This window comes from Actinomadura miaoliensis (genome assembly GCF_039536785.1).
Classification (GTDB): domain Bacteria; phylum Actinomycetota; class Actinomycetes; order Streptosporangiales; family Streptosporangiaceae; genus Spirillospora; species Spirillospora miaoliensis.
The window spans coordinates 1-16,304 of the sequence record NZ_BAAAZG010000038.1; the positions used below are offsets into that span (position 1 = coordinate 1).

General features: G+C 75.6%; 10 protein-coding genes and 1 pseudogene. 9 read left to right on the forward strand and 2 right to left on the reverse strand.

The genetic code is table 11. The features are described 5' to 3' along the window. Together ABD811_RS24820 and ABD811_RS24825 are read right to left on the reverse strand one after the other, a co-directional pair. Nucleotides 1–222, reverse strand: a pseudogene (locus ABD811_RS24820) (TldD/PmbA family protein); the annotation flags it as partial. A gap of 25 nt (nucleotides 223–247) precedes the next feature. Then, complete coding sequence (locus tag ABD811_RS24825) at nucleotides 248–1,738, reverse strand: TldD/PmbA family protein (RefSeq protein WP_344952273.1); 1,491 nt, start codon at nucleotides 1,736–1,738, stop codon at nucleotides 248–250. A 129-nt stretch (nucleotides 1,739–1,867) separates the two neighbouring features. Here ABD811_RS24825 and ABD811_RS24830 point away from each other — a divergent pair, with 129 nt between their 5' ends. From ABD811_RS24830 to ABD811_RS24870, 9 genes are all read left to right on the forward strand, one after another. Continuing rightward, entirely contained in the window at nucleotides 1,868–2,521 is a 654-nt protein-coding gene (locus ABD811_RS24830; RefSeq protein ID WP_344952275.1) for a winged helix-turn-helix transcriptional regulator, read from the forward strand. 117 nt (nucleotides 2,522–2,638) lie between these two features. Continuing rightward, complete coding sequence (locus ABD811_RS24835) at nucleotides 2,639–3,448, forward strand: hypothetical protein (RefSeq protein WP_344952277.1); 810 nt, start codon at nucleotides 2,639–2,641, stop codon at nucleotides 3,446–3,448. Nucleotides 3,449–3,451: 3 nt separating this feature from the next. After that, nucleotides 3,452–4,720, forward strand: coding sequence for an ABC1 kinase family protein (locus tag ABD811_RS24840; protein WP_344952279.1), 1,269 nt, complete (start codon nucleotides 3,452–3,454; stop codon nucleotides 4,718–4,720). A 258-nt stretch (nucleotides 4,721–4,978) separates the two neighbouring features. Further along, entirely contained in the window at nucleotides 4,979–5,887 is a 909-nt protein-coding gene (locus tag ABD811_RS24845; RefSeq protein ID WP_344952282.1) for a DUF1702 family protein, read from the forward strand. Next, entirely contained in the window at nucleotides 5,884–7,830 is a 1,947-nt protein-coding gene (locus ABD811_RS24850) for an FG-GAP repeat domain-containing protein (protein ID WP_344952284.1), read from the forward strand. Before ABD811_RS24845 ends, ABD811_RS24850 begins: the two co-directional genes overlap by 4 nt. Continuing rightward, nucleotides 7,827–8,786: an enediyne biosynthesis protein UnbU gene (locus ABD811_RS24855; RefSeq protein WP_344952286.1), complete on the forward strand. Its 960-nt coding sequence runs from the start codon at nucleotides 7,827–7,829 to the stop codon at nucleotides 8,784–8,786. The genes ABD811_RS24850 and ABD811_RS24855 overlap by 4 nt, the downstream gene beginning before the upstream one ends. Next, entirely contained in the window at nucleotides 8,783–14,455 is a 5,673-nt protein-coding gene (locus ABD811_RS24860) for an SDR family NAD(P)-dependent oxidoreductase (RefSeq protein WP_344952289.1), read from the forward strand. Before ABD811_RS24855 ends, ABD811_RS24860 begins: the two co-directional genes overlap by 4 nt. Further along, the gene (locus ABD811_RS24865; RefSeq protein WP_344952292.1) at nucleotides 14,452–14,895 is read left to right on the forward strand and encodes an acyl-CoA thioesterase; all 444 of its coding nucleotides are present in this window, start codon (nucleotides 14,452–14,454) and stop codon (nucleotides 14,893–14,895) included. Before ABD811_RS24860 ends, ABD811_RS24865 begins: the two co-directional genes overlap by 4 nt. A gap of 37 nt (nucleotides 14,896–14,932) precedes the next feature. Then, nucleotides 14,933–16,282: a cytochrome P450 gene (locus tag ABD811_RS24870; RefSeq protein WP_344952295.1), complete on the forward strand. Its 1,350-nt coding sequence runs from the start codon at nucleotides 14,933–14,935 to the stop codon at nucleotides 16,280–16,282. The last annotated feature ends 22 nt before the right edge of the window (nucleotides 16,283–16,304 follow it).

A 16,304-nucleotide genomic window follows, 5' to 3' on the forward strand; every position in this document is an offset into this window, starting at 1 on the left:
GGCCGCCGGGCCGCCGCACGACACGGTGCCGACGGCCCGTCCCGCCTTGCCGCCGACGATGGCGACGACGGTCACGCGGCGCTCGCGTCCCGTCCCGTTGGCGGTCATGGAGTTCCCGGCCCACCGCAGAAAGGAGCCGTCCGACTCGTCGACGATCACCGCGCACTCGTCGGCGCCGCACGCCGCCAGCGCCCGTTCCGCCACGTCCTGTGCTCGCCTCACCGCGCCGCCTCCTTCGGGCACTCGCTCACAGACCGGCCTCACGGGCGGCGTTGACGACCCGGACCCGGTGGAAGACGGCCGGGGGACAGCCGTGACTCGCCGCGGCCACCTGCACCGGCTGGCCCTTGCCGCACAGGTCGGCGCCGAACAGGCGGTAGTCGACGGGGCCGCCCACCGCGCACAGGGAGTTCCAGAACGCCAGCGTGTCGGCCTGGTAGGCGACGTCGCGGACCTGCCCGGCCAGGCGCCCGCGGCGGATCCGGTGGCAGCGCTGGGCGGTGAACTGGAAGGTGCGGCGCTCGGTGTCGATCGACCAGCCGCCCGAGCCGACGAGGTAGAGCCCGTCGGTGACGTCGGAGATCAGCTCCTCGGTGGACGGCCCGTCCGGCGCGGGGCACAGCGACACGTTCGGCATGCGCGGCAGCGGGACATGCCGCGCCGACTCGGCGTACGCGCAGCCGTTGGAGCGCTCGGCCCCGGCCAGGCGCGCGGTGCTCCGGTCCAGCTGGAAGCCGGTGAGCACGCCGTCGCGGACCAGGTCCCACGCCTGCGCGGCCACCCCCTCGTCGTCGTAGCCCACCGTCGCCAGGCCGTGCTCGGCCGTCCGGTCGGCCGTGACGTTCATCGGCTTCGCCCCGTACCGCAGCACCCCGCGTGCGGCGGGATCGGCGAAGGTGGTGCCCGCGTACCCGGCCTCGTGACCGAGGGCCCGGTCCAGCTCGGTGGCGTGTCCCACCGACTCGTGGACGGTCAGCCACAGGTTGGACGGGTCGATCACCAAGGTGCGCTCGCCGGGCTCGACCGCGGGCGCCCGCAGCTTGCCGGCCAGGTGGCCGGGCAGCGCGGCCAGCTCGGCGTCCCAGTCCCAGCCGTCGCCGTCGAGGTACTCCAGGCCCCGCGCGGTCGGCGGCCCGGCCGTGCGCAGCGAGGCCGCCGTCCCCGGGCCGACGCCCAGGGCCGTCACCTGGGGATGGATCCGGACCCGCCGCTGCACGGTCACCGTGCCCGCCAGGTCGGCGTAGAACTTCTCCTCCCGGACCGCCACGAGCTTGGCGTGCACGTGCGTCACGGGCCGGTGGGCGAGCAGCCGGCGGCTCCAGTCGGCCAGCCGCCGCGCCCGTTCGGCGCGCGGGACGCCGAACGGGTCGACGCGGCACGGCGACGACCAGCCAGTGTCGCGATGCACCGGTTCGTCCACCGGGTCGGACGGCACCGCCGTGATCGCCCGGCAGGCGCGCGCCCGGGACACCGCCCGCGCGGCGGCGTCCGCCGCCGCCGACGTGCCGATGTCGTCGGTGGAGGCGAACCCCCGAACGCCGTCGCGGATCACCCGGACACCGAGGGCGGTGTCCGTCGCGTCGTGTCCGCCGGCGGGGCGTCCGTCGTAGAGCAGGTCCGTGCCGGTCCGCACCCGTGTCACCAGGACCGCGGCGTGCCGTGCGCCCAGCCCGGCGGCCCTGCCGAGAGCCGCGTCGGCGAGGTCGGGCAGCGGGAGGGCGTCGAACGGTGCCGCCAAGGCCACCTCCACCAGATCCGGGGAACTATACGAATCGTAAGCGGATTTGCCGCGTCAGCACCGTCGCGGCGGGCCGGATCGACCCGCAAAGGAATACACTTGTCAAGTGGAAGCGGGGAGGAACGAGCCGTGAAGCAACAGCGCCGCAATTACGGACAGTACTGCGGGCTCGCCGGGACGCTCGACATCGTCGGCGAGCGCTGGACGCTGCTGATCATCCGTGAGCTGCTCACCGGCCCGTGCCGCTACAACGAGCTGCTGGCCAACCTGCCGGGCATCGGCACCAACCTGCTGGCCGACCGGCTGAAGTTCCTCACCGAGACCGGGCTGGTGCGGCAGCGCCGCCAGGAGGGCGCCAAGATCCGGCTGTACGAGCTGACCGAGCAGGGCGAGGGCCTGCGCGAGGCGGTGCTCGCCCTGGCGCGCTGGGGGCTCGGCGTGCTGTCGACGCCGGCGGCCGAGGACGCCGTGCGGCCGCGCTGGACCATGCTCGCCGTCGAGGCGATGGTGGACCCCTCGGCCGCCGAGGTCGACGAGCAGTACGAGTTCCGCGTCGACGGCGAGGTCTTCCACGTGACGGTGCGGGACGGCCGGGTTTCGGTTGCCCACGGCAAGGCCGACGGGGAGCCCGCGCTGACCGTCCACACCGACGCGGTGACGTTCGTGGAGATCGGCGCCGGCAGGCTGAGCCCGCTGGAGGCGACGCTGACCAAGCGGCTGGTGATGGAGGGCGACGGCGAGGCCGTCCTGCGCTGCTCGCGCCTGCTCGGGCTCGTCGGCTGACGCGTCCGCCTCATTTTTTACCCGTCGCCGCACTGCGGGCGGTCCCCGTATTGACTACGTTCCCGTATCGCGCCTTCACTTTCTGTGAACTGCCGCCATCGACGGGACGGGGTGAGCATGGGCGCCGATGAGGCACGAGCCGGCGAGACACGAACCGCCACGACGGCCACCGCCACGGGCGAGGCCGCGACCGCGCCGCCACGCGCGGGCCACGGGCTCGGCGACCGGCCGAACCTCGACGCCGGTCCGCTGACCTCGTTCGGGTTCGCCGTGCGCGCCTCGATCGGACGGCGCCCCATGCGCTACCTGATCGCGCGCCGGCTGCGCGGCGGGTCCGCCGAGACGGCCCTGTTCGTGCTGGCCCCCGTGACCCTCGCGGGCACCTGGGTGCGCATCAGCGAGGACCCGGCGCGCCGCGTGTGCGACGTGCGGACCTTCGTCCCGACGATGCCGCGTTCCGTGCGGGTCGTCGAACGGCAGGTCCTGGGATGCCTGCCGCTGACGGAGATCGGCTATCTGGACCTGATGGCCTGGCGCTACCCCCGGCTGGGCGCCGCCCCGGAGGACCGGGACACCGACATGTCCTGGAGCGCCTGGCCGGACGCGCGGGCGTGCTGCTACCTCGGTCCGGCGAGCACGCCCGGCCTGACGGTGACCGAGGCGACCGACCCGCGCACCGGCCTGGTGGTGGCCCGCAGCGTGGAACGCCGCCGCGAGCCGGTCCGCCGCTGGGAGATCGCCGAACCGGGCCGTCCCGACAGCGGCGGCCTGCCCCGGCGCGTCCGCGTGTCGCTGCCGCCGTCAGGCCGCACCACCGAGTTCCACCGGGCGGGCGATCCGGTCACGGTGCCCGAGGACGCCTTCGACCACGACCCGGCGCACCTGCGCGACCACCTCGAACGCGCTCTCACCGGCCAGGACGGCTGATCCGTGCGCGGAGGCGTGAAGGTCGGCGCGCGGTGCGCCGGGCGGGCGGTGCGCGTGGTGGCACTGGCGGTGCCCGCCGCCGTGCGCACGGCGCTGACGCGGCGGGGAAGACGTGACCGGCGCGGGGCCGAGGAACTCGCGAGGGTGCTGGAGCGGCTCGGCGGCGCCTTCTTGAAGGCGGGGCAGTTCCTGGGGGCACGACCGGACCTGGTGGGGGAGACCGTCGCCGACGCCCTCGGACGGCTGCAGGACGACGTGGCGCCGATGACCGCGCGGCAGGCGGTCCGCGCGGTCCGCGCGGCGCTGCCGGGCGCGCCGCCGGAGCTGGCCGCGGCGTGCGCGGCGCCGCCGGTGGCGAGCGGATCGATCGCCTGCGTCTACCGGGCGCGGGTGGGCGGACGCGCGGTCGCGGTCAAGGTGCGGCGTCCCGGTGTCGGCGACGCGCTCGCGGCCGACATGGCGCTGCTGCGCGGCGCCGCCGCGGCGGCCGGACGGCTGCCGTTCCTGCGGCGCGTCCCGCTCGCCGAGATCGCCGCCCGGGTCGCGCAGGCGCTGACCGGGCAGCTCGACTTCGCGGCGGAGGCGGCCAACCTGCGGCGGCTGCGCGCGGACCTGGCCGACGTCCCCGGCGTGGTCGTGCCGGACGTGGTCCCCGAACTGTGCGGTGACGGCGTCATCACCATGGAGTTCGTCGAGGGCCTCGACCGCGGCGCGGAGTGCTCGCTGACCCGCGGCGAACGCCGGGAGGCGGTGACGCGCCTCGTCCGCGCGGTCTACCGGATGCTGTTCGTGACCGGCCGCGTCCACGCCGACCTGCACCAGGGCAACGTGTACCTCGTGCGCGGAGGCGGCGTGGTGCTCCTGGACGCCGGGTTCGTCGTGGCGCTCAGCGCGTCCGCGCGCCGCCGGTTCACCGAGTTCTTCGGCGGCATGATCCGGGGCGACGGCGAGCTGTGCGCGCGGGCGCTGCTGGCCAGCGTGCGGCGCGTCGAGCCCGGCGCCGACCTGGGCGCGTTCCGCCGCCGGGTCGCCGACCTGGTCGAGCGTGCCGAGGGCAGGACGGCGGCGGAGTTCGACCTGCCCGCGTTCTGCCTGGAGCTGTTCGACCTGCAGCGCCGGTACCGGCTGTTCGCCGAGCCGGAGTTCGTCTTCCCGATGCTGTGCCTGCTGGCGGCCGAGGGGGCGGTGCGGCGGCACCACCCCACGCTGGACTTCCAGATGGAGGCCGCGCCGTACGCGATGCAGGGACTGCTGCTGTCCGGAGACGCCTGACCCCGCCCCGTGTCACGGAGTTTGACCAGCTTTTACCCGGCGGCGGAAATGGTGACGAACGGGCCAGTCCTGCTCTGACGCCGGGTCGGCATTGCTTACCCGTCCGGACATGGCCACCCCCGTGGTGATCATAATAAATTGCGCTTTACCTTCTTGTAGCCGACCACGTCGCGGGCGGTGCCCGCGAGAGGGGTGGCAATGGTCACCACGCAGAATGCGCAGAAAACGCCCGTTATTTCCCGGCATCTGCGGCCGTTCATGCTGAACGCGAAAAGGCTGCGGCCCAGGGGCGGGGAATTCGCCGCCGATCCCGAGGTGCGCGACCGGCTCGATTCGGCGGTGCGGGCCTTCGCGTCGGGCTACAACGCAGCGCTCGCGGTTCCGCGCGGGCAGCTCGACCTGTCGTACGTCCCGCACGAGTTCCGCGGCTTCGCCTACGAGGGCGCGGCGATGAGCCGCACGCTGCTCGACCTGCTCACCCTGTCCCGTGGCCGCAGGCTCGCCGGCCTGGCCGACGGTCCCGGACGGCGCTACACCCACCTCCTCCACGTCGGGGCGGGCTGGGCGTTCGCGCGCCTCCACATGCCGCCCTGGCGCACGGTGCGCTTCGGGGACGGGCTGCTGCGCCGTCTCGCCTGGGACGGATGGGGCTTCCACCAGGCGTACTTCCGGCCCGGGGACGTCTTCGGGCGGCAGCGGGTCGAACGGGCGGCGCGCGGCCCGGCGGCCCCGGTGCGCGACCAGGGCGCCGGACGCGCGCTGTGGTTCCACGCGGGCGCCGACCCGCAGCGGATCGCGGGCGTCATCGCCGCGTTCCCCGAACGGCGCCGTGCCGACCTGTGGGCCGGCGTGGGCCTCGCCGCCGCCTACACCGGCGCGCTGCCCGCACCGCGGCTGCCGCAACTGACCGGCGCGGCCGCCGGATACCGCGACCACCTCGCCCAGGGCGCCGCGTTCGCCGCCAAGGCGCACGTGCTCTCCGGCGAGGTGCCCGAGCCGTCGCGGGCGGCGATCCAAGCGCTGTGCGGGGTGGCTGCCCCGGTCGCCGCGGGCTGGACCGACGACGCCCTGCGGACGGTGGGCGACGGCGACGACCCGGCCGGGCGCTACGAGCGGTGGCGTGCCGAGATCCGCGGCGCCTGGCGGGCCCAGGGCGGCGCGGCGTGATCGCCCGGTCGCGCGCCCGCCTGGTGCAGATCTGCTCGGTGATCCTGCTGCTGGTGGCCTGGCAGGTGGCCACCCTCCCGGACGCCTCGCAGGCGGAGTTGCGGCGGCTGGCCGCCGGGTTCGCCTTCGAACGGGTCCCCCTGAACGACGCGGTCGTGCCCCGGGAGGTCCGCGCGGTCGCACCGGCGTACCGGCACATCCGCCATTGGATCTCCTCGGTCGGGGCGGCCGTCGCGCTGGCCGACGTCGACGGCAACGGCCGCCCCGACGAGTTCTGCGTCGTCGACCCCCGGGACGACTCGGTGACCCTGGCCCCCGTCCCCCACACCGGCGCCCGCTTCCCCGCGACGCTCCTGACACCCGCCGGCGCGCTGCCCTACGACGCGACGATGGCGCCGATGGGCTGCACGCCCGGCGACTACAACGAGGACGGACGCCCCGACGTGATGGTCCACTACTGGGGCCGGTCACCGGTGCTGTTCCTGCGCACGCCCGCGCCCCTGGGCACGGCCAGGGCGTTCGCGCCGCGTGAGCTGGTCACGCCGTACCAGGTGTGGAACACCAACGCGGTGACGCTCGCCGACGTTGACGGCGACGGCCACACCGACATCGTGGTCGGCAACTACTTCCCGGACCGCGCGCGGGTGCTGGACACCGCGGCCCGCCAGAGCGAGCTGGTCATGCAGCGCTCCATGTCGGCGGCCTACAACGGGGGCGTCAACCGCATCCTGCTGTGGCGCTCCGGCGCCGGCGGCGAGCAGCCCGACGCCTCGTTCGGCGCCGTGCCCCAGCCGTTCCCCGACCGGGTCGCCAAGGGCTGGACGCTGGCCACGGGCGCGCAGGACCTCGACGGTGACGGCCGCCCCGAACTGTACTTCGCCAACGACTTCGGCCCCGACCGGCTGCTGCGCAACCAGTCCGAGCCCGGACGGGTGCGGCTGCGGCTCGTCGAGGGCACCCGGCACCTGACCACCCCCAAGTCGAAAGTGCTGGGCAAGGACTCGTTCAAGGGCATGGGCGTCGCGTTCACCGACCTCAACACCGACGGCGTGCCCGACATGGTGGTCAGCAACATCACCGAGCAGTACGGGCTGCTGGAGAGCAACTTCGCCTGGCTGAGCACCAGACGGGACGTGCTGCGCGGCGGCACCGCCCACTACGACGACCACAGCGAGTCGCTGGGGCTGTCGCGCTCCGGCTGGGGCTGGGACGTCAAGACCGGCGACTTCGCCGGCACCGGCACCGACCAGATCCTCCAGGCCACCGGATTCGTCCGGGGCCGGGTCAACCGCTGGCCGGAACTGCAGGAGCTGGCGATGACCAACGACGACCTGCTGGCCCGCCCCGGCGCGTGGCCGCGTTTCGCGCCGGGCCGCGACGACGTCTCCGGCGACGACCCCAACCCGTTCTTCGTACGCGGCGCGGACGGCCGCTTCCACGACCTGGCCCGGCGGCTCGGCGTCGCCGACCCCGGAGTGTCCCGGGGGCTGGCGCTCGCCGACGTCGACCGCGACGGACGGCTGGACTTCGCGGTCGCCAACCAGTGGCGGCAGTCCCAGTTCTACCGCAACACCCGCGCCGCCCGGCCGCCCTACCTGGGGCTGCGGCTGCTGCGTCCCGCGGGCACCTGCCAGGACGCCTCCCGGGGTTCCGCCGGCGTGGCGCTGACACCCGCCATCGGCGCGGCGGCCCGAGTGGACGCCGGCGGCCGGGGCGTGCGGGTCCGGCAGGCGTACCCCGCCAACGGGCACGCGGGCGTGTCCTCTCCCGACCTGCTGTTCGGGCTGCCCGCCGGCACCACCGCCCGCACGGCCGCCGCGCCGGTCACCGTGAGCTGGCGGGACGCCTGCGGCGTCCTGCGCACCGGGCGGATCCGCCTGGCGCCCGGCTGGCACGACCTGGTGCTCGCCTCCGACGGTTCGATCCGAGAGAAGGCATCGTGACCCCCACTCCCACCAGGGACCCGCGGATCATGGCGCTGCGCCGGTTCGCGGTGTCCATCTCGGTGTTCACCGTTCTCGGCCACACCGTGCTCGGCTTCGAGCAGGCGTACGCGACCCCCCTGACGGCCCTGGCCGTGGCCTACGCGCTGGAGCTCGGCCTGGAGACGGTGGAGGCATGGGCCCACCGGCGTCCGGTCAAGTACGGCGGCGGCGTCCGCGCCGTGGCCGACTTCCTGCTGCCCGCGCACATCACCGGGCTGGCCTGCGCGATGCTGCTGTACGCCAACAGCCGCCTGGGCCCGGTGGCGCTGGCCGTGACCGTCGCGATCACGTCCAAATACCTGCTGCGGGTCCGCGTCGACGGACGGACGCGGCACGTGTTCAACCCCTCCAACCTGGGCATCGCCGCCGTGCTGGTGCTGTTCCCTTGGGTCGGCATCGCGCCGCCCTACCAGTTCACCGAGTGGATCGGCGGCCCGCTCGACTGGGTGGTGCCCGCGCTGATCCTGGCCTCCGGCACCGCGCTGAACGCCATGCTGACCGGCAGGATGCCGCTGATCCTGGCCTGGGTGGGCGGGTTCGCGGCGCAGGCCGTGGTCCGCACCGCCGTCGAGGGCACCGCGACCGCCAGCGCCCTGCTGGTGATGACCGGCGTGGCGTTCGTGCTGTTCACCAACTACATGATCACCGACCCGGGCACCACCCCGGTGCGGCCGCGCGACCAGGTCGCGTTCGGCGCGGCCACCGCGGCGGCGTACGGGCTGCTCGTCTGGTTCCACGTCGTGTACGGGCTGTTCTTCGCCCTGGTCATCGTGTGCGGCCTGCGCGGCCTGTGGCTGGCGGCGCGGCCGGCGGTGCGGCGGTGGCGGGCGGGCGACCGCGCCCCCCTCCCCATGCCCGCCCGCGTCCCGGCCCCGCGCCCGGCCGCCGCGTCCGAAAGGCACGGTGAGCTGTGAGCGGTACGAGCGACGCGATCGCCGTCGTGGGCGCGGGCTGCCGCTACCCCGACGCACCGAGCCCCGACGGGCTGTGGGAACTGGCGCTCTCCAGACGCAGGGCCTTCCGGCCGCTGCCGCGCACCCGGCTCGACCTGGCCGACCACGGCCGCGGCGACCGCGAGGCCCCCGACCTCACCTACGTGCGCCGCGCGGCCGTGCTGGACGGCTGGTCGTTCGACCGGGCCCGGCACCGGGTTCCCGGCGCCACGTTCGCGGTCACCGACCCGACGCAGTGGCTCGCCCTCGACGTGGCCGCGCGGACGCTGGCCGCCGCCGGTTTCCCCGAGGCCCGCGGCCTGGACGCCGACCGCGCGGGCGTGATCCTGGGCAACAGCATGGGCGGCGAGTTCAGCCGCGCCGCGGTCATGCGGCTGCGCTGGCCCTACGTGCGCCGCGTGCTGGGGGAGACGCTGACCTCGCTCGGTGTGACCGGGCCGGACCTGGACGCGGCGCTGTGCCGGGCCGAGCGCCGCTACAAGGAGCCGTTCGCCGAGCCCACCGACGAAAGCCTGGTCGGCGGCCTGGCGAACGCCATCGCGGGCCGCGTGTGCAACCACTTCGGCCTGCGCGGCGGCGGTTTCACGGTGGACGCCGCGTGCGCCTCGTCGCTGCTGGCGGTCACCTCGGCGTGCACGGCCCTGACGGCGGGCGACCTCGACTTCGTCCTCGCGGGCGGCGTGGATCTCAGTCTGGACCCGTTCGAGCTGGTCGGCTTCGCCCGGACGGGAGCGCTGGCGACCTCGGCCATGCGCGTCTACGACGCCAGTCCCACCGGGTTCCTCCCGGGCGAGGGGTGCGGCATGGTCGCGCTGATGCGGGCCGCCGACGCCCGCGACGCCGGGCTCACGCCGCTGACGCTGATCCGCGGCTGGGGCGTGTCGTCCGACGGACGCGGCGGGCTGACCCGGCCCGAACGCGACGGGCAACTGCTGGCCATGCGGCGGGCCTACGACCGGGCGGGCTTCGGCCCCGACACCGTCGCGCTGTTCGAGGGGCACGGCACCGGCACGGAGGTCGGCGACCGGGCCGAACTCGGCGCGCTCATCGAGGTCCACGCGGGAGCGCGCCGCCGCGCACCCGCCGCGCTCGGGTCGATCAAGGCGAACATCGGGCACACCAAGGCGGCGGCGGGTGCCGCGGGGCTCATCAAGGCCGCGATGGCGCTGCGCCGCCAGGTGATCCCGCCGACGACCGGCTGCCGGGAGCCGCACGAGCTGCTGCGCGACCCGCGGACACCGGTCCAGGTCACGTCCGAAGCCGCGCCATGGCCGGACGCCCCGCTGCGCGCCGCCGTCAGCGCCATGGGCTTCGGCGGCGTCAACACCCACGTCGTCCTCGAAGGCGCCGCGCCGCGTCGCGCCCGCCGCCTGACACCGGTGGAACGCCGTGTCGCCCGTCCCGGGCTGGACGCCGAGGTGTTCGCCTACGCCGCCGACACCCGCGACGCGCTGGCGGCGGCCCTGGAACGCACCGTCGTGCGCGCCGCCACCATGTCCCGCGCCGAGCACACCGACCTGGCGGCCTCCCTGGCCGCGTCGTCCCGCGCCGACGCGCCCTGGCGCGCCGCCATCGTCGCCCGCGACCCCGAGCAGCTGGCCCGCCGCGCCGAACGCGCCCGACGCCTGCTGGACGAGCCCCCGCACGGGGCGCTCGACGGCGGCTGGGCCGAGCAGCGCGGCGTGTTCCTCGGCCACGGCGCCCCCTCCAGGGTCGGCCTGCTGTTCCCCGGGCAGGGCGCGCCCGTCCGGGCGAGCGCCGGTGCGTTCGGCACCGTGTTCCCCGACGCGGCGGACGAGTTCGGCGACGCCGCGGCCGACGCCGTGGACACCGCCGTCGCGCAGCCCGCCGTGTTCGGCGCGTCCGTCGCCGGGCTGCGCTGGCTGGCCCGCCTGGGCGTGGAGGCCGCGGCGGCGGCCGGGCACAGCCTCGGCGAGATCACCGCGCTGTGCTGGGCCGGGGCGCTGGCCGAGCCGGACGCGCGCGAGCTGGTGCGCGTGCGCGGCCGCCTGATGGCCGAGCACGGCACGCCCGGCACCGGAATGGCCGCGATCGGCGCGCCACCGGACGCGGTCGCCGGGCTGATCGAGGGCACGGGGCTGTGCGTGGCCGCCGACAACGGTCCCGCGCAGGTCGTCGCGGGTGCGCTGCCCGAGCTGACCCGCGTGCTGGAACTCGCCCGCGCGGCCGGGATCGCCGCGCGGCGGCTGCCGGTCAGCCACGCCTTCCACACCGCCGCGGTCGCGGCGGCGGTGCCGGAGCTGACCCGTCACCTGGCCCGCACACCGATCGCGGCGCCTCGGCACCGCGTCCACTCCACGGTCACCGGCGACGTCCTCACCGCCGCCGACGACCTGCGCGAGGTGCTGGCCCGCCAGGTCACCGAACCGGTCCGCCTCCGCGCGGCCGTGGAAGGGCTGGCCGCCGAGTGCGACCTGCTGGTCGAGTGCGGCCCGGGACACGCGCTGGCCGGGCTCGCCGCCGAGATCGGCGGCCTGCCGGTGGTCGCCCTGGACACCGGCGCCGAGTCCGCCGGGCCGCTGTGCCGGGCGGTCGCCGCGCTGTTCGCCGCGGGCGCCGTCAGCGACCTTCCCGGCGCGCTGTTCGCCGAACGCTTCCACCGCCCCTTCGATCTGTGGCGCGAACCGGAGTTCCTCGGCAGCCCGTGCGAACGCGGCGGTGCCCCCCGCCAACCGTTGGCCCCCCCGACCCCGACGACCCCGGCCGCCGCCGAAGCGGTGCCGGACGACGGCGTGGCGTCGACGGTGCGGGCCCTGGTCGCCGACGCTCTGGAGTTGCCCGCCGACACCATCGGCGACGCCGACACCCTGCTCGGCGACCTGCACCTGAACTCGCTGCGCGTCGCGCAACTGGCCGCACGGGCGGCCGAGCGCTGCGGTCGCGCCGTCCCCGCCGCGCCTCCGTCGCTGGCCGACTCCACCGTCGGCGGACTCATCGAAGTGATCGCCGCGCTCCCGCCCGCCCTCGGCGCCGAACCCGCGTCCGGGGGCGTCCCGGCGGGCGTCGCCGAATGGCACCGCCTGCTCGTCGAGGAGCCGCACCCGATCGAGCCGCCGCGCGAACGGCGCCGCCACGCCTGGCGGGTCTTCGGCGACGGGCCGCTGCGCCATGCCGTCGAACCCCTTCTCGACACGGACGGCGACGCCGCCGCCGCCATCGCCGCGTTCCTGCCCGAGGACCCCGGCGACGCGGCGGTGGCGGCCCTGCTGGACGCGGCGCGGCTGGCCGTACGGTCGGGGACGCCCCTGACCGTCGTGGACCGAGGCGACACCGCGTCCGGCTTCGTCGGCGCGCTGGCCTGCGAACACCCGCGCCTCGACATCCGTTGGATCCGCGTCCTGGCGGGCGACGGCGCCGCCGGCGCGATCGCCGACGTCCTGGCCGTGCCCTGGCGCGGCCACGCGGAACTCGTCGTGGACGGTGACGACCGCCCCTGCGTCCTCACGCCACGCCCGATGCGCCCCGCAGCCGCCGGCATCGCGCTCGACGCGCGTGACGTGCTGCTGGTGACCGGCGGCGGCAAGGGCATCGGGCTCGAGAGCGCCGCCCACCTGGCCGCGTCCTACGGCGTGCGCCTCGGGCTGCTCGGACGGGCCGACCCCGGCACCGACGACGAGCTGCGCGCCGGCCTCGCCCGGCTGCGCGCGGCCGGGACGACGTTCCACTACGCGGCGGCGGACGTCACCGACGAGGCCGCGCTCCGCACCGCCGTCAAGGAGATCACGACCCGGCTGGGCACGGTCACCGGGCTGCTGCACGCCGGCGGCGTCAACCGCCCCGCGCGGTTCACCGACCTGGACGACGCCGCGTTCGCCGGTCACAGCGCGCCCAAGGAACGCGGCCTGCGCATGCTGCTCGACGAACTCGACACGTCCGCGTTGCGCCTGCTCATCACGTTCGGATCCGTCATCGGGCGGTTCGGCCTGGCCGGGGAGGCGCACTACGCGCTGGCCAACGGCCGCATGCGGGAACTGGCGCGGGTGACCGCGGTCCGGCTTCCCGGCTGCAGGGTCTGCAACGTCGACTGGACGGTGTGGTCCGGCGCGGGCATGGGGGAGCGGCTGGACGTGCTCGACGGCCTGATCCGCGGCGGAGTCACGCCGCTGCCCGCCGAAAGCGGCGTACGGCTGCTCACCCGGCTCGTCGAGGGGGCGCCCGAGTCGTCCACCGTGCTGGCGACCGGCCGCCTGCCGCAGTTGGACGCGGGGCGCGCCCCGGTGGGGGAGCACCGCTTCCTGCGTCGCGTCCTTGCCTGCACACCGGGCGTCGAGCTGGTCGCCGAGGCCGAACTGAGCCTGGACGACGACCCCTACCTGGCCGACCACCGGCTCGACGGCACGGCCGTGCTGCCCGCCGTGTGCGCCCTGGAGGCCATGGCGCAGGCAGCCGCCGTGCTCACCGGCCCCCCGCGCGGCGCCGGCACCGGCGTCGCCGTCCGCGACGGACGCTTCGACCGGCCCGTCACCGTGCCGGACGACGGCGGCGCGCGCACCGTCCGGGTGTGCGCGCTCGTCCACGACGACGGCACCGTCCGCGTCGCGCTGCGCAGCGACGAGACCGACTTCGCCGTCGACCACTTCACCGGGGTGGTCGCGCCCGCCGCCGAACCGCCCGGCCTGCCCGACGAGGCACCCGGCCGCGCACCCGTCCCGCCTCACGACGGGCGGGCCCTGTACGGGCCGCTGTTCTTCCACGGGCCGCGTTACCAGCGGCTGCGACGCTACGAACGGCTGTCCGACAAGGGCTGCACCGCGATCCTCACCGGCGCCGGCCCGGCCGGGTCGCCGTTCGGGCCGGCGCAGCCCGCGGACGTCCGGCTCGGCGACCCGTTCCGCAACGACGCCTCCATCCACGTCCTCCAGGCGTGCGTGCCGCACCGGCGGCTGCTTCCCGTCGGCTGCGACGCCTTCACCGTCCACCACGACGCCCCAGCCCCAGGCGACCTGCTCCTGACCGCGTCCGAGCGCTCCCACACCGGCGCCGAGTACACCTACGACGTGGTGCTGCGCGACGGCGACGGCCGTCCCGTCGTCAGCTGGACGGGGCTGCGGCTGCGCGACGTGGGTCCGCAACCGGGTCCGCACCGGCTCGGCCGCGTCCTGCTGGAGCCGTACCTGCAACGCAACCTCGACGCGTTGCTCCCGGACGCCCACGTGCGCCTGACGATGGCCCTGAGCGACGGCCCCGACGGGGCCACCGGGCGCGGCCCGTCCGCCCGCCACGCCGACGGGCCCTGCCGCAGCCGCCTCGGCGACGTCCTGCTGACCGTCTCCGGGGCCGCGCCCACCGCCTGCGACTGCGCATGGGAGGCCGACGCCGACGACCTCGACCGGCTGCGCGGCCTCGCCCCCTGGCCCGACCAGGCCGCCCACCTGCGCGGCATGACCGGCGAACCCGAGACCCGCGTCCTGACCCGCCTGTGGACGGTGCGGGAATGCCTGGCCAAGGACGGTCGCGACCCCGGCGGGCCGCTCACCGTCGACGGCGTGTACGAGCACGGCTGGGTGCGGCTGCGCGCCGGCACCGGCAGCGTGATCTCCGCCGTCGTGTCCGTCGAGGGCCTGCCCCGCCCGATCGCCCTCGCCGTCCTGGCCCGGGAGGAACGGTGAGACGGTACTTCGAGGTCACCCACGTGGTGACGTTCGCCGACACCAACGTCGCCGGAAACGTCTACTTCGCCAGCCACCTGGCCTGGCAGGGCCGATGCCGGGAGCTGTTCCTCGCCGAGCACGCGCCCGGCGTGCTGGCCCGGCTCGACGGCGACCTCGCCCTGGTGACCGTGTCCTGCTCCTGCGACTACTACGCCGAACTGCACGCCTTCGACACCGTCTCGGTCCGGATGAGCCTCCGCGAGCGCCGGGGCGGCCGGATCACCATGGACTTCGACTACTACCTCACGGGCCGGGGCGCCGCCCGCCTCGTGGCACGCGGACGGCAGACCATCGCGTGCATGACCCGCACCGGCGGCGGGCTGGTCCCCGCCGACCCGCCGGACGACCTCGCCCAGGCCCTCGACGCGTACGCGCCCGGCGCCCCGGTGACCCCATGACGCGACACCGGCGGATCGAGTGGGAGGACACCGCCCCATGACCACCATGCTTCGTTCGCCCGCCACGGCCCCGGGAGCACGGCCGCTGCTCGGCCATGCCCTCGAGATGAAGCGTCGGCCGGGAGACCTGCTGCTGTCGCTGCAACGCACCGGCGAACCGGTCTGCGCGTTGCGGCTCGGCCGGCGCCGCGTGTACGTCGTCAACGACCCCGGGCTGATCCGCCGGGTGCAGCGCGAACCGGACGTGTTCGCCCGGGGCGGGCCCGTCACCGAGCGGTTCCGCCGGTTGTTCGGCAACGGCCTGGGCACCTCCGAGGGCGAGTTCCACCGCAGGCAGCGCGCGCTGATCCAGCCCGCGTTCCACCACACCGGCATCGTGCGCCACGCCGCCGGCATGAGCGCCCTCGCCGCGGCGGCCGCCGAGTCCTGGCACGACGGGCAGCGCCTCGCGGTGGAACGGGAGATGGACGACCTGGCGCTCGCCAACGTCACGCAGGCGATCTTCGCGGCGGACACGCCGCTGGACCGGCGCCGGTTCATGGCCGCCACCACCGTCGTCCTCGGCGGGCTGTTCCGGCGGGTCACCGGCGGCAGCGGCCCGGCGGCCCGCCTGCCGACCCCGGCCGACCGCCGCTACCGCCGCGCCGAGAAGCACCTGCGCCGCACCATCGAGCGAGTGATCGCCGACTACCGGGCCGACGGCGCCGACCGCGGCGACCTGCTGTCGATGATGATGCTGGCCCGCGACGACGACGGCGCGCCCGCCATGACCGACCGGCAGCTGCACGACGAGGTCATGACGTTCTTCATCGGCGGCAGCAACACCGTCAGCAACACCCTGGCGTGGACCTTCCACGAGCTGTCCGTCCACCCCGGCGTCGAGGAGCGCCTGCACGGGGAGGTGGACGCGGTGCTGGACGGACGGCCCGCCGGATACGACGACGTCCGCGCGCTCGCCTACACCCGGCGCGTGCTGACCGAGACGCTCCGCGTGCGCACCCAGGGCCTGTTCCTCAGCAAGGTCACCGTGCGCGACGCCGAGCTGGGCGGCTACCTGATCCCCGCGGGCAGCCCCGTCCTCTACAGCTTCCACGCGCTCAACCACAACCCGGACATCCACCCCGACCCCGAGAGCTTCCTCCCCGACCGGTGGCTGCCCGCACGCGTCCGCGACCTGCCGCGCGGCGCGTTCATGCCGTTCGGCGTCGGCCCGCACGCGTGCATCGGCGACCAGTTCGCCTGGACCGAGATGATCATCACGCTGGCCACGATCGCCGCCCGCTGGCGCCTGGCCGCCGTCCCCGGGCACACCCCGCGCCCCCGGCCGGCCATCACCATGCCGGTGGACTCCCTCCCCATGATCGCCCACCGCCGCTCCGCCCGCTGACCCCGGCACCGCGAACGGCCGC

Excerpts from the sequence above, each read along its gene's own strand:
- ABD811_RS24835 (WP_344952277.1), top strand. The coding sequence starts at position 2,639 with ATGGGCGCCGATGAGGCACGAGCCGGCGAGACACGAACCGCCACGACG.
- ABD811_RS24845 (WP_344952282.1), top strand. The coding sequence starts at position 4,979 with ATGCTGAACGCGAAAAGGCTGCGGCCCAGGGGCGGGGAATTCGCCGCC.
- ABD811_RS24870 (WP_344952295.1), top strand. The coding sequence starts at position 14,933 with ATGACCACCATGCTTCGTTCGCCCGCCACGGCCCCGGGAGCACGGCCG.